This is a genomic window from Mycolicibacter virginiensis, assembly GCF_022374935.2.
In the GTDB taxonomy this organism is placed as follows: domain Bacteria; phylum Actinomycetota; class Actinomycetes; order Mycobacteriales; family Mycobacteriaceae; genus Mycobacterium; species Mycobacterium virginiense.
This window is the reverse complement of the sequence record NZ_CP092430.2, coordinates 4,820,676-4,842,591: the sequence shown is the minus strand read 5'-3', so window position 1 is coordinate 4,842,591 and position 21,916 is coordinate 4,820,676. Positions and strand designations below refer to the sequence as shown.

Annotated in this window: 20 protein-coding genes; 9 read left to right on the top strand and 11 right to left on the bottom strand. The window is 67.5% G+C overall.

Going from position 1 to position 21,916, the window contains the following annotated elements:
• Nucleotides 1-2 precede the first annotated feature (2 nt).
• Together MJO54_RS23000 and MJO54_RS22995 are read right to left on the bottom strand one after the other, a co-directional pair.
• Nucleotides 3-1,142: an epoxide hydrolase family protein gene (locus tag MJO54_RS23000; RefSeq protein ID WP_046282874.1), complete on the bottom strand. Its 1,140-nt coding sequence runs from the start codon at nt 1,140-1,142 to the stop codon at nt 3-5.
• Entirely contained in the window at nt 1,129-1,731 is a 603-nt protein-coding gene (locus MJO54_RS22995; protein ID WP_240175453.1) for a TetR/AcrR family transcriptional regulator, read from the bottom strand. The genes MJO54_RS23000 and MJO54_RS22995 overlap by 14 nt, the downstream gene beginning before the upstream one ends.
• An 81-nt stretch (nt 1,732-1,812) precedes the next feature.
• On the opposite strand from MJO54_RS22995, the gene MJO54_RS22990 reads away from it, so the two are divergent.
• Genes MJO54_RS22990 through MJO54_RS22980 form a run of 3 tightly spaced genes read left to right on the top strand, consistent with a single transcriptional unit; the run spans nt 1,813 to nt 5,061 of the window.
• Complete coding sequence (locus tag MJO54_RS22990) at nt 1,813-3,576, top strand: N-acyl-D-amino-acid deacylase family protein (RefSeq protein ID WP_046282872.1); 1,764 nt, start codon at nt 1,813-1,815, stop codon at nt 3,574-3,576.
• Between the two features lie 36 nt (nt 3,577-3,612).
• On the top strand, nt 3,613-4,116 hold the full coding sequence (locus MJO54_RS22985; protein WP_046282871.1) for an SRPBCC family protein: 504 nt from the start codon (nt 3,613-3,615) through the stop codon (nt 4,114-4,116).
• Complete coding sequence (locus MJO54_RS22980) at nt 4,117-5,061, top strand: oxidoreductase (RefSeq protein WP_046282870.1); 945 nt, start codon at nt 4,117-4,119, stop codon at nt 5,059-5,061. It abuts the gene before it with no gap.
• On the opposite strand, the gene MJO54_RS22975 is transcribed toward MJO54_RS22980, so the two are convergent.
• The gene (locus MJO54_RS22975) at nt 5,030-5,650 is read right to left on the bottom strand and encodes a TetR/AcrR family transcriptional regulator (protein WP_046282869.1); all 621 of its coding nucleotides are present in this window, start codon (nt 5,648-5,650) and stop codon (nt 5,030-5,032) included. The two genes, MJO54_RS22980 and MJO54_RS22975, sit on opposite strands and share 32 nt — an antisense overlap.
• Before the next feature lie 141 nt (nt 5,651-5,791).
• On the opposite strand from MJO54_RS22975, the gene MJO54_RS22970 reads away from it, so the two are divergent.
• On the top strand, nt 5,792-7,249 hold the full coding sequence (locus tag MJO54_RS22970) for an aldehyde dehydrogenase family protein (protein ID WP_046282868.1): 1,458 nt from the start codon (nt 5,792-5,794) through the stop codon (nt 7,247-7,249).
• Nucleotides 7,250-7,252: 3 nt separating this feature from the next.
• On the opposite strand, the gene MJO54_RS22965 is transcribed toward MJO54_RS22970, so the two are convergent.
• Entirely contained in the window at nt 7,253-9,301 is a 2,049-nt protein-coding gene (locus tag MJO54_RS22965; RefSeq protein ID WP_046282867.1) for an MMPL family transporter, read from the bottom strand.
• Nucleotides 9,302-9,368: 67 nt separating this feature from the next.
• Between MJO54_RS22965 and MJO54_RS22960 the strand changes: the two genes are divergently transcribed.
• Nucleotides 9,369-9,995, top strand: a complete 627-nt coding sequence (locus tag MJO54_RS22960; RefSeq protein WP_046282866.1) for a hypothetical protein — start codon at nt 9,369-9,371, stop codon at nt 9,993-9,995.
• A 76-nt stretch (nt 9,996-10,071) separates the two neighbouring features.
• Complete coding sequence (locus MJO54_RS22955; protein ID WP_046282887.1) at nt 10,072-10,689, top strand: hypothetical protein; 618 nt, start codon at nt 10,072-10,074, stop codon at nt 10,687-10,689.
• 1 nt (nt 10,690) lies between these two features.
• Here the strand turns inward: MJO54_RS22955 and MJO54_RS22950 are convergent, their stop codons facing one another.
• The 5 genes from MJO54_RS22950 to MJO54_RS22930 all read right to left on the bottom strand — a co-directional run bounded on the left by MJO54_RS22950 (nt 10,691) and on the right by MJO54_RS22930 (nt 16,636).
• Entirely contained in the window at nt 10,691-11,362 is a 672-nt protein-coding gene (locus MJO54_RS22950) for a maleylpyruvate isomerase family mycothiol-dependent enzyme (RefSeq protein ID WP_240175452.1), read from the bottom strand.
• Entirely contained in the window at nt 11,355-11,804 is a 450-nt protein-coding gene (locus tag MJO54_RS22945) for an SgcJ/EcaC family oxidoreductase (RefSeq protein WP_064888709.1), read from the bottom strand. The genes MJO54_RS22950 and MJO54_RS22945 overlap by 8 nt, the downstream gene beginning before the upstream one ends.
• Entirely contained in the window at nt 11,801-13,150 is a 1,350-nt protein-coding gene (locus MJO54_RS22940; protein WP_105295489.1) for an FAD-dependent monooxygenase family protein, read from the bottom strand. Before MJO54_RS22940 ends, MJO54_RS22945 begins: the two co-directional genes overlap by 4 nt.
• Nucleotides 13,151-13,235: 85 nt before the next feature.
• Nucleotides 13,236-16,193 (bottom strand): MMPL/RND family transporter, encoded by a 2,958-nt coding sequence (locus MJO54_RS22935; RefSeq protein WP_064888711.1) that lies wholly within the window; start codon nt 16,191-16,193, stop codon nt 13,236-13,238.
• On the bottom strand, nt 16,190-16,636 hold the full coding sequence (locus MJO54_RS22930) for an MmpS family transport accessory protein (protein WP_233428707.1): 447 nt from the start codon (nt 16,634-16,636) through the stop codon (nt 16,190-16,192). The genes MJO54_RS22935 and MJO54_RS22930 overlap by 4 nt, the downstream gene beginning before the upstream one ends.
• Nucleotides 16,637-16,759: 123 nt before the next feature.
• On the opposite strand from MJO54_RS22930, the gene MJO54_RS22925 reads away from it, so the two are divergent.
• A complete protein-coding gene (locus MJO54_RS22925; RefSeq protein WP_233428708.1) occupies nt 16,760-17,377 on the top strand; it encodes a TetR/AcrR family transcriptional regulator in 618 nt (205 codons plus the stop codon).
• Nucleotides 17,378-17,559: 182 nt separating this feature from the next.
• On the opposite strand, the gene MJO54_RS22920 is transcribed toward MJO54_RS22925, so the two are convergent.
• Together MJO54_RS22920 and MJO54_RS22915 are read right to left on the bottom strand one after the other, a co-directional pair.
• A complete protein-coding gene (locus tag MJO54_RS22920) occupies nt 17,560-18,009 on the bottom strand; it encodes an Rv1352/Rv1906c domain-containing protein (protein ID WP_046282860.1) in 450 nt (149 codons plus the stop codon).
• Nucleotides 18,010-18,062: 53 nt separating this feature from the next.
• The gene (locus tag MJO54_RS22915) at nt 18,063-18,704 is read right to left on the bottom strand and encodes a class I SAM-dependent methyltransferase (RefSeq protein ID WP_046282859.1); all 642 of its coding nucleotides are present in this window, start codon (nt 18,702-18,704) and stop codon (nt 18,063-18,065) included.
• 65 nt (nt 18,705-18,769) lie between these two features.
• Here MJO54_RS22915 and MJO54_RS22910 point away from each other — a divergent pair, with 65 nt between their 5' ends.
• Both MJO54_RS22910 and MJO54_RS22905 read left to right on the top strand, forming a co-directional pair.
• Nucleotides 18,770-19,570 carry a rhomboid family intramembrane serine protease gene (locus MJO54_RS22910; RefSeq protein ID WP_046282858.1) on the top strand — a complete coding sequence of 267 codons (801 nt, stop codon included), beginning with the start codon at nt 18,770-18,772 and terminating at the stop codon, nt 19,568-19,570.
• A 146-nt stretch (nt 19,571-19,716) separates the two neighbouring features.
• Nucleotides 19,717-21,801 carry an SGNH/GDSL hydrolase family protein gene (locus tag MJO54_RS22905; protein WP_109403053.1) on the top strand — a complete coding sequence of 695 codons (2,085 nt, stop codon included), beginning with the start codon at nt 19,717-19,719 and terminating at the stop codon, nt 21,799-21,801.
• Nucleotides 21,802-21,916: the final 115 nt, after the last annotated feature.

Below are 21,916 nucleotides of genomic sequence, written 5' to 3'. Positions count from 1 at the left end.
AACTAGAACACCGCCTGCTGTGCCAGCACGTCGGCGAATGCCACCAGGTCGGCGGCGAAGATCGCGGGCTGCTCGAAGGCGGCGAAGTGCCCCCCGCGGTCGGCGACGCTGTAGTGAACGAGGTTGTAGCGGTTGGCGGCCCACGCCCGCGGCGTCTGCAGTAGCTCATAGGGGTAAACCGCGTAGCCGGTCGGCACGGCGACGCGCCCCTGCCACGAGCTGAGCGCGCCGTTGCCGGCGCGGGCCGACTCGCAGTACAGCCGAGCCGACGACGTCGCGGTCACCGTCAGCCAATAGAACATCAGGTTGTCGATGAGCCGATCGGTGCTGATCGGCATGCCCTCGCGAATGTCGCACCAGGCGTGGAACTTCTCCAGAATCCAGCCGGCCAGGCCCACCGGTGAGTCGTCGAGGCCAAAGCCCAGCGAATGGGGGCGGGTGGCCTGCTGGTTCAGGTATGCGGTGCCGTCGGCGGTGCGCTGTACCGAGTCGATGATCGCCGCCTGCTCTGCCGGTGTCACCGCGGCCATCAGTTCGGAGTTGTCGTGATCGGGCGGCGCGAAGCACATGTTGGTGTGAATGGCCGCGACGCGGCCCGCGTAGTGCTCGCCGAGGTGGCGGGTGACCAGCGCGCCCCAGTCGCCGCCTTGGGCGACATAACGGTGATAGCCCAGCTGCCCCATGACGTCGTCTGCTGCGGCTGCCACGGCCGCAACGTCGACACCGGTCCGACGGGTGGGCCCGGAGAACCCGTAGCCGGGCATCGAGATGACCACGACGTGGAATCGCTTCCGTAGCAGCGGCACTGCATCCAGGAACTCCACAATCGAGCCGGGCCAGCCGTGGGTGATCAGCAGGGGGATGGCGTCGGGCTCGGATGACCGGATGTGCAGGAAGTGCACACGCTGCCCGGCGGCCTCGGTGACGAACGACCCGAGCGCGTTGACCTCGGACTCGACGCGTCGCCAGTCGTATGCGTGCAGCCAGTGCTCCACCACAGAGCGCAGGAAGCTTTGGTCGGTGCCGTAATCCCAGGCGGCGCCCTCGATCTCCGCCGGCCAGCGGGTGTTGGCGAGCCGGCGGCGCAGATCATCGAGTTCGGCTTCGGGGACGCGTAGTGGCAACGGTTCAGGGTGAGTCACGGTGGCCTCCGGTTAGTCCGTCGATGATGTGGTCGCTGACGAAGCGGCGCACGGCGCGGGCATTGTCCAGATTCACCCGCATCGGCGGCAGCAGCTCGAAGCTGAACAGCATCCGCACGATCCATTCCCCGGCGCGGCCGGCGTCGAGAGTGTTGTCGACTTCACCGCGGCGCTGCGCGGCACGCACCAGTGGCATCCAGAGTGCCACCGAGCGCTGCATCAGGTCGTCGCCGCCGTGCTCGAGCAGCAGGACCAGCACGCTCTGATTGATCGTGCGCGGCTCGGCCGCCGATCTGCGGCGATGCGCCGAGATCAGCACCGCCGCGGCCGCAACCTGCTCGGCCAGGGTGTCGAGCTCGTTGACCTCGGCGGCCATGGTCGCGATGAATGCCGCGGACAGATGGTCGAGTGCGGCGGCGATGGCGTCATCGCGGGTGCCAAAGGCGTTGTGCACGGTGCCGCGTGACACGCCCGCCGTTTCGGCAACCGCGGTCAGGCTGAAGCGCCGGGGGCCGAGATGGCGCAGGGTCTCGGTGGCGGCCAGGAGCAGCGGCGTGGGGAGCGGTTTCGACGACGTCTCACCGGGCACTTGCACACATTATCGAGATGTGTACAAATTGATCAACACCGTTCTTGGGTGCGCCCGACACCACTATTGAAGGAGACGGCTGTGTACGACCTCACGATCACCGGTGGGACCGTCGTGGACGGGACGGGAGAACAGCGCTACCTCGCCGATGTCGGCGTCCGGGACGGACGCATCGTGGCGGTGCAGCGCCGCACCGGAACCGATGATCCGGGACTGACGGGCGAGGCGGCCGAGAACATCGACGCCACCGGCCGTGTCGTCGCGCCGGGGTTCGTCGATATCCACACCCACTACGACGGGCAGGTCAGCTGGGACAACCTGCTGGAGCCGTCCAGCGGTCACGGCGTGACGACGGTGGTGACCGGCAACTGCGGGGTGGGCTTCGCCCCGGTCCGGCCGGGCCGCGAGGAGTGGCTGATCAAACTCATGGAGGGTGTCGAAGACATCCCCGGCACCGCCCTGACCGAAGGCATCACCTGGGGGTGGGAGAGCTACCCCGAGTACCTCGACCGGCTCGACGGGCAGGGCTTCGCCGTCGACGTCGGCAGCCAGGTCGCGCACGGCGCGATTCGCGCCTACGCCATGGGAGACCGCGGCGCCCGCAACGAACCGGCCACCGCGGACGACATCGCGGCCATGAGCCGCCTGGTCCGGGAAGCCGTCGAGGCCGGGGCGCTGGGCTTCTCGACGTCGCGCACCCTGGCACACCGGGCCATGGACGGCGAGCCGGTACCGGGGACGTTCGCCGCCGAAGACGAACTGTTCGGCCTGGGTCGGGCCATGGCGGCCGGCGGGCAGGCGGTCTTCGAACTGGCCCCGCAGGGCGCGGCCGGCGAGGACATCGTCGCGCCGAAGAAGGAGCTGGAATGGATGCAGCGCCTCGGTGCCGAGATCGACCGTCCGGTGTCGTTCGCGCTGATCCAGGTAGACGCCGACCCCAATCTGTGGCGCGAGCAGTTGGACATCTCCGCGGCTGCCCACCAAGCGGGCAGCGCGCTGTACCCGCAGATCGCCGCCCGCCCGTTCGGCATGCTGCTCGGCTTTCCCGGGCATCACGCCTTCACCCACCGGCCGACCTACCGGCGGCTGAAGGCCGAATGCAGCCGTGCCGAACTCGCGCAGCGGCTCGCCGAACCGGCGGTCAAGGCGGCGATCCTGTCCGAAGACGACCTGCCGGTGGACCCCGCGGTGCAGTTCGACGCCATGTTCGCGTTGGTGCAACACTCACTGCACCGTATCTACGACCTGGGTGACCCGCCGGACTACGAGCCGACCCCGGAGCGCTCGGTGGCGGCGATCGCCGCGGCGCGCGGCGACGATCCGTTGGCAACGCTCTATGACCTGATGTTGCAGGCCGACGCCGGCGCGATGCTGATGCTGCCGTTCTTCAACTACGCCGACGGCAACCACGACGCGATCCGTGAGATGCTCACCCACCCCGCCGGCGTGCTGGGCCTGTCCGACGGTGGAGCGCACTGCGGAATGATCTGCGACGCCTCCTATCCCACCTACCTGCTCACCCACTGGGCCCGGGACCGGCATCGCGGCGACAAACTGCCCCTGGAGTACCTGGTGCGCAAACAGTGCCGCGACACCGCGCAACTGTTCGGCCTGGGCGATCGCGGCGTCATCGAGGTCGGCAAGAAAGCCGACATCAACGTGATCGACATGGACGCGCTGAGGCTGCACCCGGCCCGGATGGCCTATGACCTGCCGGCCGGCGGACACCGCCTGCTGCAGGGGGCGAGCGGGTATGTTGCGACGATCGTCAGCGGTACCGTCACCCGGCGCAACGGCGTCGACACCGGTGCACGGCCCGGGCGTCTGGTGCGCGGAGCGCGCTAGTCGGCTATCACCGAAAGGAATCAGCAGTTGTCTCGGATGCATCCGTGTGAGCAGGTCGGCCTCGACTTCCTCGAGCGGGCGCCGCAGCGGTTCAGCAACAGCGTTGACCTGGCCGTGACGCCCGATGAGATCTGGGAGGTGCTGGCCGACGCCGAAGCTTGGCCGCACTGGGCCAGTGTCATCACCAACGTGACCTGGACCAGCCCCGAACCGCACGGAGTCGGCACCACCCGCGTGGTCGACATGCGGGGTGGCATTGTCGGGGACGAGGAGTTCCTGGCCTGGGAACCCGGACGGCACATGGCCTTTCGCTTCAATGCGAGCTCGACCTCGGCGCTGGCTGTGTTCGTCGAGGACTACATCATCGAGCCCACCCCGCAGGGGTGCCGGCTCACCTGGACCCTGGCCAATCGGTTGACCGGCCCGGCAGCGTGGTTCTCGCCGATCAGCGGCCCGCTGATGAACCTGGGTTTTCGCCGCTTCCTGGCCAACCTGCGCCGCTACACCGACCAGCGTTTCGCGACGGCGAGCCGCGGCTAGATGAGCGCAACCGGATGGTCACTGCAGCAGGGTGCTCCGCAGGCCGGCCGGGTAGCCGTCGTCACCGGTGCGAACACCGGGGTCGGCCTCGAAGTCGCGCGGGGACTGGCGATCCTCGGTGCCACGGTCGTGCTGGCTTGCCGTAACACCGAAGCGGCTGCCGCGGCCCGGCAAGACATTCTCCGATCCGCTCCGGGCGCCCGCCTCGACGTCGTCCATCTGGACGTCAGTGACCTGGCGTCGGTACGGGCATGCGCGGACGAGTTGCGGGCCGGCCACCCGATCATCGACATCCTGGTCAACAACGCCGGTGTCATGCACCAAACCCGGCAGCTGACGGTCGACGGCTTCGAGGGTGACTTCGGCACGAACTTCCTTGGGCCGTTTGCGTTGACGGGCCTGCTGTTGGATCGCGTGCTCGCCTCCGCGGCGGGACGGATCATCGCGGTGAGCAGCAAGACCCACCGCAGTGGCCGGATCGCGTTCGACGATCTGCAGTTGACCACGTCGTTCACTCCGTCGAGGGCTTACACCCAGTCCAAGCTTGCCCAACTGATGGCCACCTACGAACTGCAGCGGCGGCTGGAATCGGCTGCCAGCCCGGCGATCGCGTTGGCGGCACACCCCGGTGGCACCCGTACCTCGATCCTGCGCGAGCAGTCCAGGGCGGTGCGCTGGGTGTTCAACAGCCGGTCTCGCTATGTGACGGGTTGGTTCACCCAGGGGCCTGCCGAGGGCGCCCTGCCGATGTTGCGGGCAGCGACCGACCCGGCCGCCACGGGCGGTCAGTTCTACGGCCCGGGTGGGCGTTTCGAGCAGATCGGCCCACCGGTGTTGGTACGCGCTGCCGGCCGAGCCGGTGACGCCGATGCGCAGCGGCGGCTGTGGACGGTCGCCGAAGCACTGACCGGCGTCACCTATTCGCTGACGCGCGATCCGGCGTAGCGCGGCGCGCCGCGCTCACCGCAGGTGCGATCCACCGGCGCAGCAGGCGCCGTAGTTCGTCGCCCGGTGCGGGCAGCGGCGCCAGGATGAACGACTGCAACGTGCGCAGCACCATCTCGATGATGTCGTCGATGCCCTGCTCGTCGAAGACGGTCCAGTCGACGTCGAGACGGTCGAGCAGGGAGTGCCCGAAACTTCGGCCGGTATCGGTGGTGACGGTCACGGCAAAGGCGCTGGCTTGTTGGGAGCGCAGCAAGAGACCGACGTAGGGGTCGTGGGGGAGGCGCTCCAGGGTCAGTGCCACGCCCTCGGCGACCGCTTCGCCAGGATCGGTCATTCCGGCCAGGGCGTCAGCCAGCTGGTCCAGAAAGGTGCCGGCACCGTCGGCCGCGGTCGCCGCCAGCAGCTCCTCGGTGCTGGGGAAATAGCGGTAGACCGTCTGCCGCGTGACGCCCAGCGTCCGCGCGACGTCGGCGATGCTGGTCTGCTCGCCGCGTTCGTCGATGGTCTGGCGGGTGGCCTGCAGAATCCGCGCCACCGCCTCCTCGTCGCTGGCGGGCACATTCCCGCCCCAACCGCGGGTGCGCATCAGAACCTCCGTGCCCGGGTTCGACGCCGATTCATAGCCGGAACCGTAACCGCGGTCGCTCCGTGCCCGCTGTTGACCACGCCGTGTCCGCAATGCTAAGCAGGTGCACAGCATCTGCCGTCGCAACCAAAGGACCCGCCAATGACCGTGCAGTCGGTAATCGATGATCTTGCGAAGCGGCCCGGTACCGGTGAAGTCATCCCGGTCATCGACCCGGCCACCGAAGAGCAGATCACCGAGTTCCGCGACGCCGGTCCCCAAGCGGTCAACGAAGCCGTCGCCCGCGCCAAGGCGACCTACCAATCCGGTGCGTGGACTGATCTTCCGGCTCGCCAGCGCGCCAAGGTGCTGTGGCGGCTTGCGGACCTGATCGATGAGCACGCTGCGGAGTTCGCCGAGCTGGAGTCCCTGGACGCCGGCATGCCGCCGGCGCAGGCCGAGATGATCGTGTCCACCTGTGCGGAGTTCTACCGGTACTACGCAGGCTGGTGTACCAAGCTCAACGGCAGCAGCTACCAGGTGCAGATGGAGGGCGGCGTCAACAGCACCTACGCCAACATGCACGCCTACACCGTGAAGGAGCCCTACGGCGTGGTGGGCCTGATCTATCCGTGGAACGGCCCGTTGTTCAACGCCTGCGCCAAGGTCGCCCCGGCGCTGGCGGCCGGCTGCAGCAGCGTCGTCAAGCCGGCCGAGGAGACGCCGCTGTCGGCGGTGCTGCTGGAACGGCTGATCGCGCAGGCCGGGGTTCCCGAGGGTGTCACCAACTTCGTCATCGGCTACGGCGCCACCGCGGGTGCGGCGATCACCGCGCACCCCGATGTGGAGAAGGTCGCCTTCACCGGCTCGACCGATGTCGGCAAGGAGATCATGCGCAATTCCGCGGACAACCTGAAGAAGGTGACGCTGGAGCTGGGCGGGAAGTCCCCGGTGCTGATCTACGAGGACGCCGACCTGGACATGGCGATCATGATGGCCGCGATGGGTATCTTCGTGCACTCCGGTCAGGGCTGTGTCTGCGGATCCCGGATCTTCGTGCAGCGCAGCGTCTATGAGCGAGTGGTCGCGGGTATCGCGATGATCGGCGAGAACTTGGTGCTCGGTGGTCCCAAGGACGAGGGCGCCATGATCAGCCCGCTGGTCAGTGCCAAACAGCTTGAGCGCGTCATGGGCTACATCGACCAGGGACGCAAGGACGGCGTCGAGGTGGTGTCCGGTGGTTACCGGGTGGATCGTAAGGGCTACTTCGTGAAGCCGACCGTGCTGACCAACGTCGACCCGGCCACCAGCCGGCTGTATCGGGAAGAGATCTTCGGGCCGGTCGTCACCATCTTGCCGTTCGACGACGACGACGAAGCGGTGGCGATGGCCAACGACACCAGCTACGGCCTGGCGGCCACGGCGTGGACCACCAACCTGGCGCGCGCACACAACCTGGGCAAGCGCCTGCAGGCCGGCACGGTGACGTTGAACTGCCAGCTGGTCTTCGACCACAACGTCCCGTTCGGCGGTTACAAGCAGTCCGGTATGGGCCACGAGTTCGGCTACGAGGGCATCGACGGCTACCTCAAGACCAAGTCGATCTGGGCGGCACTGTAGAAGTCAGCGTGGCTGATTGGGCCACCAGACCCGATCGCCGATCAGCGCGAACAGTGCTGGAATCACCAGGGTACGAACCACGAACGTGTCCAACAGGATTCCCAAGCCGACGATGATGCCCAGCTGAGTCAGCACGATCAGTGGCAGCACTCCGAGCACGCAGAACACCGCTGCCAGCACGATGCCGGCACTGGTGATGACGCCGCCGGTGGCTGACACCGCGCGCACCATGCCGTCGCGGGTGCCGTGTGCGGGCGTCTCTTCGCGGGCGCGGGTCACCAGGAAGATGGTGTAGTCCACGCCCAGCGCTACCAAAAACAGGAACGCGAACAGGGGAGTGCTGTTGTCCAGCGCCGGAAATCCGAACAGGTGCAGGCTGGCCCAGCAACCCAGGCCGAGCGCGGCGACCGCGCTGAGCACCGTCGCCGCCACCAGGACCGGTGGGGCCAACACCGCCCGAAGCAGCACGAACAGCACGGTGAGCACCACCAAGAGGATCAGCGGGATCAGCACCGCACGGTCGCGCACGGCTGCGTCGCGCACATCGAGGGCCTGTGCGTCGGCGCCACCCACCAGTGCGCGTGCGTCTATCGCACCGACCGAATCGCGCACTCCGGCAATGGTATTGAAAGCGGCATCGGTTGCCGGTGCGGCGTCGAGCACCACCGACCACATGGTTCGTCCGGTTTCGGAGGCACCCGTCTGGACCACGGAGACGACGCCGGGGACGGCGCTGATCGCCTGTTTGAGTTGCTGCGCCCGGGCGGTGGGGCCGATCACGATGGTCGGACTCGCCTCGCCGTCCGGAAAGTGTGCTGCCAGCGTGTCGAATCCGGTCACCGAGTCGGCCTGTAACCGGAACTGCTCGGTCTGCGACAACCCGATCCCGGCGCCCAGCAGGCCACTAGCCGACAGCGCCAGGACGGCGATCGCCGCCGTGCACACCACGGCCGGGCGGCGTGAGACGGCCTCGGCGACGCGGTGCCACGGGCCCACCTGGATCACCGCATTGCCTGTAGCCCGGGGAATGAACGGCCAGAACACCTTCCGGCCGACCAAGGCCAGCAGCGGAGGCAAGACCAACAGCACGAATACGGCGGCCACGACCAGTCCGCAGCCGGCGCAGATCCCGAGACTGCGGGTGCTCGGGGTGACCGCCAAGATCAACGTCAGCAGGGCCAGCACCACGGTGGCATTGCTGGCCAGGATCGCCGGGGCGGCGGCGGCCACCGCACGGCGCAGTGCGATGCGATGCGCGGGCTCGATGCGCAGTTCTTCGCGGTAGCGCGAAATCAGCAGTAGCGCATAGTTGGTGCCGGCCCCGAAGACCAAGACACTGGTAATGCCTGCGGTGGAGCCGTCAAAGGTCACGCCCGCGGCGGGTGCGACATCAGAGCCCACCACGGTGGCCACCCGATCGGCGAACGCGATCACCATCAGCGGTACCAGCCACAACACCGGAGACCGGTAGGTGACGATCAACAGCAGTGCCACCACCAGCGCGGTGACCACCAACAGGGTGACGTTGGCGCCGGTGAAGGCATCGGCGATGTCGGCGCCGAACGCCGGGCCGCCGGTGACGTGGGTCGACAGCGTCGGTGGCAAGCCGTCGGCGGCCGCCGCTCGCAGGGCTTTGACCGCATCGGTGAGGCCGAAACCGGACAAGTCGGTAGCCAAGGGCACCGTGGCCAGGGCCGCTTGGCGATCGGTGGACAGCATGGCCGGTGGCACTGGGCCGGTGAGCACCTGGGGCAGCTGCGTCATGCGATCGCGGGCCGCATTCACCGCGGTGATGTCGGCCGGCGTCAGTGGCGCACCATCGTCGCGGGTGGCGACCAGCAGTGCGGTCGCCTGTTCCCCGCCGGCGAAGGTGGTCTGCGCCGCGGCGGCGCGGGCGGATTCGGCGCCGGCCGGCAGCGTCTCGGGTGATTGGGTCGCCGCCGTATTGTCGTTGCTGAGCGCCATCAGTGCGACGGCGATCAGGATCGGGACGAGAGCAACGAGCCAGGAACGGCGGCCGGTGACGGCTGTGGACAAGCGCTCCCACACCATCCGGCGAGCATGGCACCGAATCATCGGCCGAACAACCAATGCGCTCTGATCGCCTACTGTGAGGCTCGTGACCGGCAGTGTGAGGACAGCGATCTCGCGCCGCATCTTCTTGCGCGGTGCCGCCTGGTCGGTGCCGGTCTTCGGCGCCGCGCTGGCCGGACCGCGGGCGCTTGCGGCGCCGGCCGGCTCACCCGGGTGCGGAGATCCAAACGAGGTGATCGACGACTGCGCTGCGGAGCTGCCGGAGGAATTCAGCTGGACCAGCTTCTCCACCACCAGGGCGATCGGCGGCGGAACCAGCTACGCAATCCAGTTCACCACCAGGATTCAGCCCGGGCCGCCGGTACCTGCGGAAACCACCGGCTACCGCATCGACAGCCTCAGCATCGCCGGCACCAAACCCGACGGTTCCGCCTTCACGGTGGTGCCGTCGATCGGGGAGACCGGTGTGCGGGCAATTTGGATCCGGACGATCGACTCATCGCTCGGTTTCGAGCTGGATGTGCCCTGGGATGCCAAGCAGTTGGTCCGCACCTTCGCCTACACCTACAACGTGGTCTACCTGAATTTGTCCACCGAGATTCAAACCTGTACCTACGTGACGACGATGCAACTCGCCAACAACGGAGCCGTCACCGGCGGGGTCGGATCGGTGGCCTTCTCCCCGCCGCGGTTGGCCTCCTGCGGCGGGTGAGTTCAGCAGACGGCGACCGGGGCATCGCATCATCGACCGAACAACGAAAGTGGCTTCGGTCGGTACTGTTGATGCCATGACCGACTCGTCGACGACGATTACGCGGCGCATCTTCATGCGTGGCGCGCTCTGGTCGGTTCCGGCGCTTGGTGTTGCACTCGCTGCGCCGCGTGCGCTGGCGGTGCCACCCGGCTCGCAGGACTGCGCCGATCCGAACGAGGTGATCGAGAACTGCGTCGTGCAGCTGCCCGAAGAGTTCACCTCGACCAGTTTCAGCACCACCGCCGTGGTCGGAGGCACCAACTACTCCATCTTGTTCAGCACCAATATCCGGCCGGGGCCGCTCGTGCCCCCAGCTGCCACCGGTTACCGAATCAATAGCATCGGCCTGGACGGCACCAAGCGTGACGGGGTGCCCTTCTCGATCAAGCCGCACATCGGGGAGAGGGGCCCGCGGGTACTGGGTGCACGGTCCGGGTCATCACTGGGCTTCGTCGTCGACCACCCGTGGGCGGCTGGACAGCTGGTTCGCAACTTCGCGTACACCTTTGACGTGGTGTATCTCAACGGGCTGACCGAGATTCAAACCTGCTCGTACGTGACCGCGATGACGCTGGCCGAGAACGGCATGATCGTCGGCGGGGTCGGGTCGGTGTCGTTCTCCCCGCCGCGGTTGACCGCCTGCGGCGCGTGAATCAGCAGACCGGGATCGGTTGATCGTCGTCGCGGTGGCCGAAGACGCCGAAGCTGTCGACCAGCTGTGTAGACGGCTCGGGGGACCAGTCCCATCCGGCTATCTGGCTGCGGGAGCGTCTGCTGAACAGGCCCCGCATCAGCTCGTAACCATCAGCTCGCAAGACTGTGACGGATTCACCTGAACCGCAACGCCATTCCTGCCCCAGCTCGTCGCTGATCACCAGGGTGTCGGTGTCGGGCAGTAGCCGGCCGGGCAGCCGGCCAAGGACGTCCAGAAACGGCTGCCAGTGCTCGCGGTCGATCCGCGGCAGACCCAGCGCCTCGCGCAGATCCCCCTCGTGGCAGATCACGTCGGCGGCCAGGTTGGGCCCGGCGAACCGCTCCGGCAGACTCGCCTCGGCCGCCGGTGAGGCGCGCTCCCACTCGTCGAGCAGTTCGCCGACCGGGCGGTCGCGACGTTCGGCGACGTGTCGTGCGGTCCAGTACTCGCCCGGCGCGCCATCGAGTCGCTGCGCCAAGACATCTGCCGCACCACCGGTGAGGTGGGCCAACACATCGTGCACCGACCATCCCGGTGTCGCCGGAACCGCGAGGTTCAGCTGGTCCTCGGTGAGGCCGGCAGCCAGGGTGCTGATCCTGGCGCGTGCGGCCCGGTAGATGGCATCAAGCAAGGGAGCCTCCTGTGTTGTGATGTCGGGAAACCAGTGTGCGCATAAGTCTTTGGGCCAGGCGTCGGTGGGTGGTGTTCTGCGATGAGGTCAACAGCCAGCCGGTGTCTGTTCGTACCGCAACGCTGGTGTTGATCCGCACACCACGGTTGCGGCGCCGCGCACTCTTGGCCACTGCGGCGCGGGAGTGGACCAGCGCGACGTCCGGTGTCACGAACCGCAGAGTGGAAGCCTGGAGTTCCAGCCGTGTCCCGCGCAGCAGTTTGGCGAACAGCGGGGCATACGACGCGGCAATGGCCTCCCGGCCTTGGTAGCGGTCGCCCAGGAAAGTGACGTAGTCCGCGTCGGAGGTGAAGACCGACGCATAGGCCGCGGGATCGCCGGCATTCCAGCCGGCGACCTGTCGGGCGAACAACTCCCGGATCGCGGCTTCGTCATCATTCACGACACGAACCCCGGGCCCCGCAGGTTGGCCAGCAGGATGCGGGCCAGCAGCACCGGATCGCGCAACCGCGAGGGGGAATCCACCAGGTTGCGTACCCGCAGGACGCGCTCGGTGACAGCGATGTCGCGAGACACGGCGGTGCCCACCGCTTCGGTGAACCACCCGCCCAGTCGGCGGCGGATCGGGTGCGGGCGGTCGTCGGCAGCGGGACGATCCTGGTTCGCGTTGGCTGCCCAGATCGGCGCGATCTGGTCGGCCGCCGCGCGGAAAAAGCGCTGCGACAGGTCCGGCCCGCCATCTCGGAGACAGTCACGCAGTGCCAGCGCTTGCAGCGCCGCGACCGTCATGCCTTGTCCGTGCAGTGGATTGAGTCGGCAGAGTCCGTCGCCGATCACCACCAACCCGTCGGGGAAGCGCGTCATCTGGTGGTAGCGGCGCCACAGCGCACCGGTGTCGTGGGAGACGGCGATGTCGCCCACCGGTGTGGCGTCGCGCAGCCCAGTCATGATCGATGCCGGAAGCAGCTGCCTGGCTGCGACCTGCATGGCAGTGAAATTCCGTGGGGGAGAGCCATAGTCACCGTGGCGGGCGATCGACAGCATCCACGTGTCGTGCTCGTAGGCCACCAGCAGCAGGCCGGGATAGGCGCGCCCCTGGTTCACGAAGACCATCTGGTCGTCGAGCCTGCCCGGTGGGATGCGAAGTAGCTGGCTGGAGTAGGCCCAAGCGGGCCGCAGGCGGTGGTCTGGCACGCAGCCGAAGCCCTGGCCGGCCAGGAAGTCGGCGGTACGCGAGGCCCGCCCCGTTGCGTCGATGACGAGGTCGGCAGGCAGAACCTGGGTGAGCTTGTTGTCCCGATTCGTGACCCGCACACCGCGGACGACCCCGTGCACGTGCACCGGCTCGATCGCGTCGTGGCCGTCGAGGAACGCGACATTGGTGAGCTTGTCGACGCGCCGCCGGACGTGGAACTCCATGAACGGCCGGCTTGCGCTGTAGATCGCCAAGGCTTGGGGATCGGCGAGCGTGCCCGTGCGGTTGAGCTCGTGGCGGCCGATGCGGGCGTAGCGCCCCGACAGATCTCCGTTGTCGATCACCACTGCGCCGGCCGTGGCGAGCTCGTCGAGAATCCCCGGAAACAGTTCGCCGAGGATGCCCGTGCCGCGGGTGAGGAAGCTGTGCAGGTGCCGTCCCTGCGGGACTCCCTTGCGCTGGGCCGGGTGATCTGGGAGCCGATCGCGGTCCACGATCGTGACTGAGTCGTAGGACTCCGATGCCACTCGGGCGGCCAGCAACCCGGCTATCCCGGCTCCCAGCACCACCGCCGACGTTCCCGAACTGACCATCGCAAGCCCCTCTCCGTGACGCAAGGGACCCACGATACAGGCAAATTAAGAAAAATAAGAGCATCTTGGCGTAACAGTAAGATTCTTAGCCGGCTGGGACGGGTGGTGGCGTTAGGGCGGGCGGTGCCGGCGCGACCGTGACGTTGCCTTCACGTTCGGCGCCCAGCGTGAGCGCAGCTTCACGCTCGGCGGGGGCCGGCGGCTCAGCGGGGATCGGGCCCGGGCGCCGGTGCACGTTGATCGGCCACCAGAACCACCGGCCCAGCAGCGCCGCGATCGACGGGGTGATCAGGCTGCGGACGATGAACGTGTCGAACAGCAGACCCAGCCCGATGGTGGTGCCGATCTGTCCGACCGACCGCAGGTCGCTGGCGAGCATCGCGATCATGGTGAAGGCGAACACCATCCCGGCCGCTGTCACCACCTTGCCGGTGGCGCCCATCGCCCGGATCAGTCCGGTGCGCAGACCCGTCGCAGTACCGCTGTAGAGCTCCTCCTTCATCCGCGAGACCACCAGCAGGTTGTAGTCCGACCCCACCGCCAGCAGCACGATCACCGACATCGCGATCACCAGCCACTGCAGCTCGATGCCGAATACGTACTGCCACAACAACACCGACAGTCCGAACGAGGAGGCCAGTGACAGCACCACGGTGCCCACGATCACGATCGAAGCCACCAGGGCCCGGGTGATCAGCAGCATCACCACGAAGATCAACACGATGGCCGCGATCGCCGCGATCAGCAGGTCGTAGTGCGCCCCGGTCTGGATGTCGGCGTAGGTGGCGGCGGTGCCGCCCAGATAGAACTTCGCCTTGGCCAGCGGCGTTCCTTTGACGGCTTCTTTGGCGGCCTGCAGCTCGGCGCCCACGTGCGAGATCCCGTCGACGGTCGCCGGGTCGGTGTCGTGGGTGATCAGGATGCGGGCGGCCTGGCCATCCGGCGACATCATCAGCTCCATCCCGCGCTGAAAGTCGGGACTGTCGAACGCCTCCGGCGGCAGGTAGAACATGTCGTCGTTGCGGGCGTCGTCGAACACCTGGCCCATCACTGCAGCGGTGTCGGTCATCTGCTCCAGCTGGGTCACCACCTGACTGAAGCTGCTGTGCATGGTCAGCATCAGGTCGCGCATGTTGGTGGTGATGGCGATCATCGGCGGGATCTGATCGGCGATCGCCGGCGTGATCTCATCGACGCGGTCCAACTGACCGGCCAATGACGCGGTGTTCTCCGCCAGCTTGTCGAAGCCGTCGGTGGCGTCGAACATCGAGCGGAACGCGTTGCACACACCGATGTTGAAACAGTGCGGCTCCCAATAGAAATAGTTGCGCAGCGGCCGGACCTCGTCGTCGAAGTCGGCGATCCTGTCCCGGACTTCCTCCATCGTGCCCTGCATATCGTGGGTTGCCTCGTCGGTGCCGTGCGTGGCATCGGAGAGTTGCACGGTCAGGCCGTGCAGCCGGTCCATCACCGTGATCATCGACGAGAGCTGGTCGGCCATGGTCTGGGTGTCGTCGAGGCGGGCGTGCAAGAACTGCAGGTTCTCCCGCATAGTCACGCCCTGGGCGCTGATCTGAAACGGCACCGATCCGTGTTCCATGGGCGGGCCCAGCGGACGCGTGATGCTTTGCACCCGTTCGATGCCCGGCACCCGGAAGATGTTGCGCGCGATTCGGTCCAGCACCAGCATGTCGCGGGGATTGCGCATGTCGTGATCGGACTCGACCATCAGCATGTCGGGGTTCATCCGCGCGGAGCTGAAATGCTTCTCGGCGGCGGCGTAGCCGATGTTGGACGGCACGCTGGCGGGGATGTAGTGCCGGTTGTCATAGCTGGTCTTGTAGCCGGGCAGCACCAGGACGCCCACGGCCGCAACGGCACTGGCGGCAGCCAGAATCGGCAGCGGCCAGCGCGCCACAGCGGTGCCCACCTTGCGCCACCCGCCGGTCTTGGTGACCTGTTTGGGGTCCAGCAGCCCGAAGCGGCTGCTGACCGCAAGGACCGCCGGGGCGAAGGTCAACCCCATCGCCAGGATGGTGAACATGCCTAGGGCGCACGGCACCGCCAGGGTGTTGAAGTAGTTCAGCCGGGTGAAGTGCAGGCACAGCATCGCCCCGGCGATGGTCAGGCCGGAGCCCAGGATGACGTGGCTGACGCTGGACAGCGTTGTGTTCTGGGCGGTTTCGCGCTCCTCGCCGGCATTGCGTGCCTCGTGGTAGCGCCCGATCAAAAAGATCCAGTAGTCGGTTCCGGCTGCGATGGCCAATGCGGTGAGGATGCTGACCACGAATGTCGAGATCGCGAAGACGTGGGAGTTGCTCAGCACCGCGATCAGCCCGCGGGCCACGCTCATCTCGGTGACGACCACCAGCAGCCCGATCAGCGTGGTGGCGATGGAGCGGTAGACCACCAGCAGCATCAGCGCAATGACGGCCATGGTGATACCGGTCATCTTCACCATCGAGGCATCGCCGGCCTCGTTGGTGTCGGCGACCAGGGCCGCCTGGCCCGTCACGTACGAGCGCAGTCCGGCCGGTGGGTCGGAGTCCTCGACGATCTCGCGCACCGCGTCCACCGATGCCACGCCCTGCGCCGAGCCCTGGTTGCCCGCCAGATGCACCTGCACGTAGGCGGCCCGGCCGTCCTCACTCTGCGAGCCCGCCGAGGTGACCCGGTCCCCCCAGAAGTCCTGCACGTGTTCGACGTGGGCGGTGTCGGCCTGCAGGGTCGTCACCAGCTGGTCGTAGTAGCGATGGGCGTCTTCTCCCAGTTCGGCATCGCTCTCCAGCACGATCATCAGCACGCTGTCGCTGGTGAACTCGCCGAACTTCTCGCCGATGTGCTTCATCGCGATCACCGACGGGGCGTCTTGCGGGGAGAGTGAGACGGCGTTGCGGGCGCCGACGACCTCCAGTTGCGGTACCAGCAGATTGGTCGCGGCAGCCGCGGCAAGCCAGAACAGGATGATCGGGATGGAGAGTGCTCGGATCAGCCGCGGGAACCGCGGTGCTCCGGTGACGGTCGGGCTGTGGTGGCCGCTCATGCCGCTTTCACCACGCAGAATGTCGCGGCGCTGTGGCCATCGGCCCGGTGCTCGTCACGCAGTTCGCCGTTGACGGTGATCCGGCAGCTCAGTTCGTAACTGTCGCCCTGGGCCATGACGTTGGCGAACACGCTCGGTTGCGTGGTGGTCAGTGTCAGTGACCAGGGCAGCGAGTGGAACTGGGCTTCCTGGGACTGGGCGCGCTCGTCGACATAGCTGACCATGCCCGACGTCGACTCGGGTCCGTAGAGCTCGTAGGTGACATATTTCGGCACGGTGGAGACGATTTCGCCACCGGTGCCGCCGGCAACCGCCGCCCCGTCCGCGCCGAACACGCCGTGGAACCGGTAGATGACCAGCCCGCCGATCGCGGCGACCGGGACGATCACCAGCACGATCCACAGTCGCTCGAGCGGACCACGCAGGCTTTTCATTGCGCTCATGCCGGTTAACCTTACGGGCGTAAAGAAACGAGTGTAAAGTTAAACGGTGCCAGCTCACACTTGCGCGGAAGATGTTATGCAGAACGCAAGTGAGGACAACTAACAAACCGTTAGGATCACCGCGTGCCCACTCCCCCTCGTCGGCGCAATTTGCGAGGTCACGGCGCGCTGCTGCGCGACGAGATCCTGGCTGCCGCTGTCCGGGTCATCGACGGTGCAGACAGCGAAGCCGAGGTTTCGCTGCGCGGTATCGCCCGGGAGGCCGGCATCGCCGCACCCTCGGTGTATGCGCACTTCGACGACCTGGACCGGGTGCTCGAAGCGGTCGCTGAATCGAGCTGGGTGCAGGTCTCCGACGAGATCGCCGAGCACGTCCAACGGGCCACTGACCCGCGAGAACGCCTGCTCATCGGCTGTCGGGTGTATGTGTCGTTCGCGCAGCGCCATCCGTTGCGCTACGCGCTGATGACCCAGGACGGTCACGCTCCGCCGGCGGCCCGGCGCGCACTCGCTGTGGTGACCAGAGGATTGCTCGCCTGCCGCGGGGAGGTCCCGGATTCGGACTCGGATCCCGATTCCGACCGGATTGCCGCGGCGTTGTCGGTGGCGTTGCACGGCGTCGCGATGCTGCATCGCACCGACGCCCCGAATCTGTGGCTCAGTGACTTCAGCACCGACGAGGTAATCGGAACACTGGTTGACGGCGCAACGTTATTGCTCGCTGAGGCGGAACCCGTCTGAGCTGACGGCCATCGGGACCTGTACGTGGCGGCGGTGATATGCCGCGTGACTTACAGGCAACTTTCATTGAATGCTCAGCTCAAGCGGCCTACGCGCCTGTCCGAGCGGGATTTCGGCGACGCGTCCACGGCGTGTCACGTCGTCAGATTCACACTCGCGGGTGGGCGCCGGCGGCTCGAACGCTAGCCGCCGCTGGGAGCAGGGGCCGGGGCCGGCGGCCGAGCCTGCGGCACGAAGCCTTTCAACACATCGGGCAGACCCACCGATTGCTGCGGTACCGGTGCGCAGGTGGGTGGGCATTCGGTCAGCTGCCAGGTCTGGCAGCGGTCGGTCCGGAACGCGGTGTCGCTCGGCTCGATCAGAACGACCTGTGGCTTCTTGGTCATCGCGCTGTCGAGGGTCTTTTCGCCGCCGATGCGGCGCCAGTAGCAGGCCTCGCCGTCACGCGGGCCGTCGGAGCGATAGGTGCCCGGCACGATGTCCTTGCCGACCGCGAAGGTGCCATCGCCGTCGATCACCTGCTTGGGCGCGGGCGGGGGAGGAGGAGTCGGATCAGCCCCGGCGATCCCGGCCGCAGTGCACCAGGTTGCCAGCGCGATCGCCGTCGTCCCGGCCAGCTTCATCGATCTCATACCTAACGAAGGTACCGGGAAGGAATCGCAGGGGACGGGTCGTCGCCTGGCGTTTACGGTTTGACGCCGACCGTGATCAGATCCGACACGACCAGTGTCCAGGCCGGACGCGCCACGCGGTGCTGATCGGGAACGGTGAAACCGGCGTCGGTAAACAGCGTGCGCATCTCATTGGGCGTCGGCTGGCGCGCTGGGTTCCACCGGACGCCGGTCAGCGCCTTGAGCGGGTCGGACAGGCGGGGGCTCATCGCCGTGACCGCCGCCATCCCGCCCGGAGCCAACACCCGGTAGAACTCGCGCAGCGCGGCCGGCTGGTTGAAGAAGTGAAACGCCGAGCTGGTGACCACCGCATCGAGTGCGCCGTCTTCAAACGGCAGCTGCTCGGCGGGCCCGGTCAGCCACTGCACGCGCGACGAGCGTTCCCGCGCCTCGTTGAGCATGCCGTCGGACATGTCCACCCCGTAAACCGCTGCCGGGGACAGTTCGCGTTCGATGCGGTCGGCCAGGATGCCGGTGCCGCAGGCGATGTCGGCAACCCGGGCCGGCTTGTGCGACCGCAGTGCGGCGATCAGCTCGTCCTGGGCCGGACGATAGACCCAACGTTGCAGGAAGCGGGCGTCATAGGCCGGAGCGGCGAAGCTCCAAAACCGGGTGACGACGTCATTGAACGCTTGGCGCGGAGCTTGAGACGACATGGTCTGAAATCTACCGGCAGCACTCGGGCACAAGCGCCCTGAGAGGGTTCTGACAGGGTATAGCCATGGACGTCTGCTACCGGCACCCCGACCGGGCCACTGCGCTGCGCTGCACCCGGTGTGACCGCTACATCTGCGGCGACTGCATGCGGGGCGCCGCCGTCGGCCAGCACTGCGTGGAGTGCGCGCAGGCGGGCGGAACGCCGGTGCGCCGGGCGGCGCGGCCGCTGGTCCGCGCCGCCGCGGGAACACCGGTGGTCACCTACGGGCTGATCGCGCTGAGTGTGCTGGCCTTCATCGCGCAGATGGCGTCGCGAGAGATCGAGTCCGAGCTGGTGCTCTGGACACCGGCGGTGGCCAATGGGCAGATCTACCGGCTGCTGACGTCGGCGTTCTTGCATTACGGCCCGATGCACCTGCTGCTCAACATGTGGGCGCTGTACGTGGTGGGACCCGAGCTCGAGGGTCTGTTGGGGCGGGTGCGATACAGCGCGCTGTACCTGCTCAGCGCGCTGGGCGGCTCGGTTGCCGTCTATCTGTTGGCGCCGATCACCACCGCGACCGCCGGCGCTTCGGGCGCTATCTTCGGCTTGTTCGGCGCCACGCTGGTCATCGGACGCCGCCTGCGGATGGACGTCCGCGCGGTGGGCGTGGTGATCGTGGTCAACCTGATCTTCACCTTCACCATTCCGCACATCAGCTGGCAGGGACACGTCGGCGGTCTGATCACCGGGGTGCTGGTCGCGTTCGCCTACGTGTATCCGCCGCAGGCGAGCCGGACCCGGATTCAGGCGGTGGCCAGTCTCGCGCTGTTGGCACTGTTCATCGCGCTGATCTGGTGGCGCACTGCCGAATTGGTCTACTGATCGCGAGCGTGTCATCCGGCTGAGATGCCCGCTCGCCCCCTAAGCTTTCGGTGGTCCACCAGCGAGAGGATCGACCAATCGGCGCCAACGGCGACCAAGATGACATGAGTCGACCGGCCGGGAACCGGACTCGCCAGGCCACTTCGATGCGCACTTCGGGTAAATCCCGCTGGGTTGCGCCGGCCCCGCGTGCCGCCCGGTTGACCACCGCACGCGCCGCCGACCGGATTCGGCGGGAGCGACGACGCCCAGGCATTCACGGCCTGGACGGGCTGCGCGCGATAGCCGTCGCGTTGGTGTTGGCCGACCACGGCGGCATCCCCGGACTGTCCGGCGGATTCATCGGCGTCGACCTCTTCTTCGTGCTCAGCGGGTTCCTGATCACCTCGCTGCTCATCGACGAGCTGGGCCGCACCGGCCGCATCGACCTCACCGGGTTCTGGATCCGGCGCATCCGCCGACTGCTGCCGGCCCTGGTGCTCATGGTGCTGACCGTCGCGATCGCCCACGAACTGCTGCCGTCGGAGGCGGTGGTCGGCCTGCGCGAGGATGCCATTGCCGCCTTCTTCTGGGTGGCCAACTGGCGCTTCGTCGCTGAGCACACGGACTACTTCACCGAGGCCGGAACCCCGTCGCCGCTGCAGCACACCTGGTCGCTGGGCGTCGAGGAGCAGTACTACTTTCTGTGGCCGCTGCTGCTGATCGCGATCGCGTTGCTGTTAGGTGCCCGCGCCCGGCGTCGCGGCGGGTGGGCCACCGTCGGCGGGGTGCGGCTGACGGTCTTCCTGTTGGCCAGCGCGGGGGCGGCAGCGTCGGCGACGGCCGCGGAGATGCTGGCTTCGGACGCCACCCGCGATCGCGTCTATTTCGGCACCGACACGCGTGCGCAGGCCCTACTGATCGGTGCCGCGGCCGCGGCCCTGCTGGTGGGGGATTGGCCGGCGCTGACCGCCGGCTGGTCGGTGGTGCGAACTCGCCGCGCCCTGTGGGTCGCTCGGCTGCTGCCGCTGGCCGGGCTGGCCGTGCTGGCGATGACGGCCCACCGCGCCACCGGCACGGCCGCAGAGTTCCGCGGCGGCCTGCTCACCCTGGTGGCCGTCGCCGCGATCGCGGTGATCGCCCCGGTCGCTCTGCACCAGAGCGGCCTGATCGCCAGGTCGTTGGCCTGGTCGCCGCTGGTGTGGCTGGGAACGATCTCCTACGGCGTGTACCTGTGGCATTGGCCGGTCTTCCTGGTCCTCAACGGTGAGCGCACCGGCTGGTCCGGGTGGGCGTTGTTCGGGGTGCGCTGCGCCGCCACCCTATTGCTGGCGGCGGTGTCGTGGTGGGCCATCGAAGAACCGATCCGCCGATGGCGCCCGGCGCGAGTTCCGTTGCTGCCGCTGGGTGCGGCCGTCAGCGGCACCGCCGTCGCGGTCACCGTGCTGGTGGTCCCGGTCGTTGAGCGGCCCACCGCCGAGAACGGGGTGACCCCGGATGTGGCCGCGGCCGCCGCGGTATCCCCCTCACCCCCGCAGCCTCCGTCGCGGCTGTCGGATTCCAAGAAGCCACGCCCGCAGCCCGTGCGGCGCGACCCGAATCGGCCGCGCACCGTGTCGGTGTTCGGTGATTCGATCGGCTGGACCCTGATGCACTACCTGCCGGAAACCCCCGGCTACGACTTCATCGATCACACCGTCGTCGGCTGCAGCATCGTGCGAGCCGGCCCGTACCGCTGGGCCGGCAAGGTCATCGATCAGGGCAAGGAGTGCGACGGGTGGCCGGCCCGCTGGACTCGGCAGGTCAAGGCCGACCAGCCCGACGTTGTGCTGTTGTTCGTCGGCCGCTGGGAGACCGTGGACCGGGTTAACGAAGGCCAGTGGTCGCACATCGGCGATCCGACCTTCGACGCTTACCTGACCGCCGAGCTGCGCCGGGCGCTCGACGTGCTGGAGTCCGCCGGCAGTCGGGTCGTGGTGACGACCGTGCCCTATAGCCGTTACGGCGAGCGGCCCGACGGCAGTCTGTGGCCTGAGGACAATCCGGAGCGCGTGGACCGCTGGAACACCCTGTTGCGCCGGGAGATCGCCGGGCGGGGTGCCGTCACGGTCATGGACCTGAACAAGAAACTGGGGCCGGCCGGCACCTATACCGCCAAAGTCGACGGCATCAAGGTCCGCAGTGATGGCATTCACCTGACGCCCGAAGGGGTGAGGTGGCTGCTCCCGTGGCTGGAGGAATCCCTGAGCTGACCCTGGCGGGCAAACACCTTCGTGAGTGCAACGTCACACCCGTTGAGGGATCCTAAATTAAGTTAGTTTTGCTAACGTAGTTTCCATCGGCGCAGACCGCGCCCTTGAAGGCCCA

Excerpts from the sequence above, each read along its gene's own strand:
- MJO54_RS22940 (WP_105295489.1), bottom strand. The coding sequence starts at position 13,150 with ATGGTCAGTTCGGGAACGTCGGCGGTGGTGCTGGGAGCCGGGATAGCC.
- MJO54_RS22915 (WP_046282859.1), bottom strand. The coding sequence starts at position 18,704 with ATGTCGTCTCAAGCTCCGCGCCAAGCGTTCAATGACGTCGTCACCCGG.
- MJO54_RS22965 (WP_046282867.1), bottom strand. The coding sequence starts at position 9,301 with ATGGTGTGGGAGCGCTTGTCCACAGCCGTCACCGGCCGCCGTTCCTGG.
- MJO54_RS22980 (WP_046282870.1), top strand. The coding sequence starts at position 4,117 with ATGAGCGCAACCGGATGGTCACTGCAGCAGGGTGCTCCGCAGGCCGGC.
- MJO54_RS22985 (WP_046282871.1), top strand. The coding sequence starts at position 3,613 with ATGCATCCGTGTGAGCAGGTCGGCCTCGACTTCCTCGAGCGGGCGCCG.
- MJO54_RS22920 (WP_046282860.1), bottom strand. The coding sequence starts at position 18,009 with ATGAGATCGATGAAGCTGGCCGGGACGACGGCGATCGCGCTGGCAACC.
- MJO54_RS22975 (WP_046282869.1), bottom strand. The coding sequence starts at position 5,650 with ATGCGCACCCGCGGTTGGGGCGGGAATGTGCCCGCCAGCGACGAGGAG.
- MJO54_RS22970 (WP_046282868.1), top strand. The coding sequence starts at position 5,792 with ATGACCGTGCAGTCGGTAATCGATGATCTTGCGAAGCGGCCCGGTACC.
- MJO54_RS22930 (WP_233428707.1), bottom strand. The coding sequence starts at position 16,636 with ATGAGCGCAATGAAAAGCCTGCGTGGTCCGCTCGAGCGACTGTGGATC.
- MJO54_RS22955 (WP_046282887.1), top strand. The coding sequence starts at position 10,072 with ATGACCGACTCGTCGACGACGATTACGCGGCGCATCTTCATGCGTGGC.
- MJO54_RS22910 (WP_046282858.1), top strand. The coding sequence starts at position 18,770 with ATGGACGTCTGCTACCGGCACCCCGACCGGGCCACTGCGCTGCGCTGC.
- MJO54_RS22905 (WP_109403053.1), top strand. The coding sequence starts at position 19,717 with ATGCGCACTTCGGGTAAATCCCGCTGGGTTGCGCCGGCCCCGCGTGCC.
- MJO54_RS22935 (WP_064888711.1), bottom strand. The coding sequence starts at position 16,193 with ATGAGCGGCCACCACAGCCCGACCGTCACCGGAGCACCGCGGTTCCCG.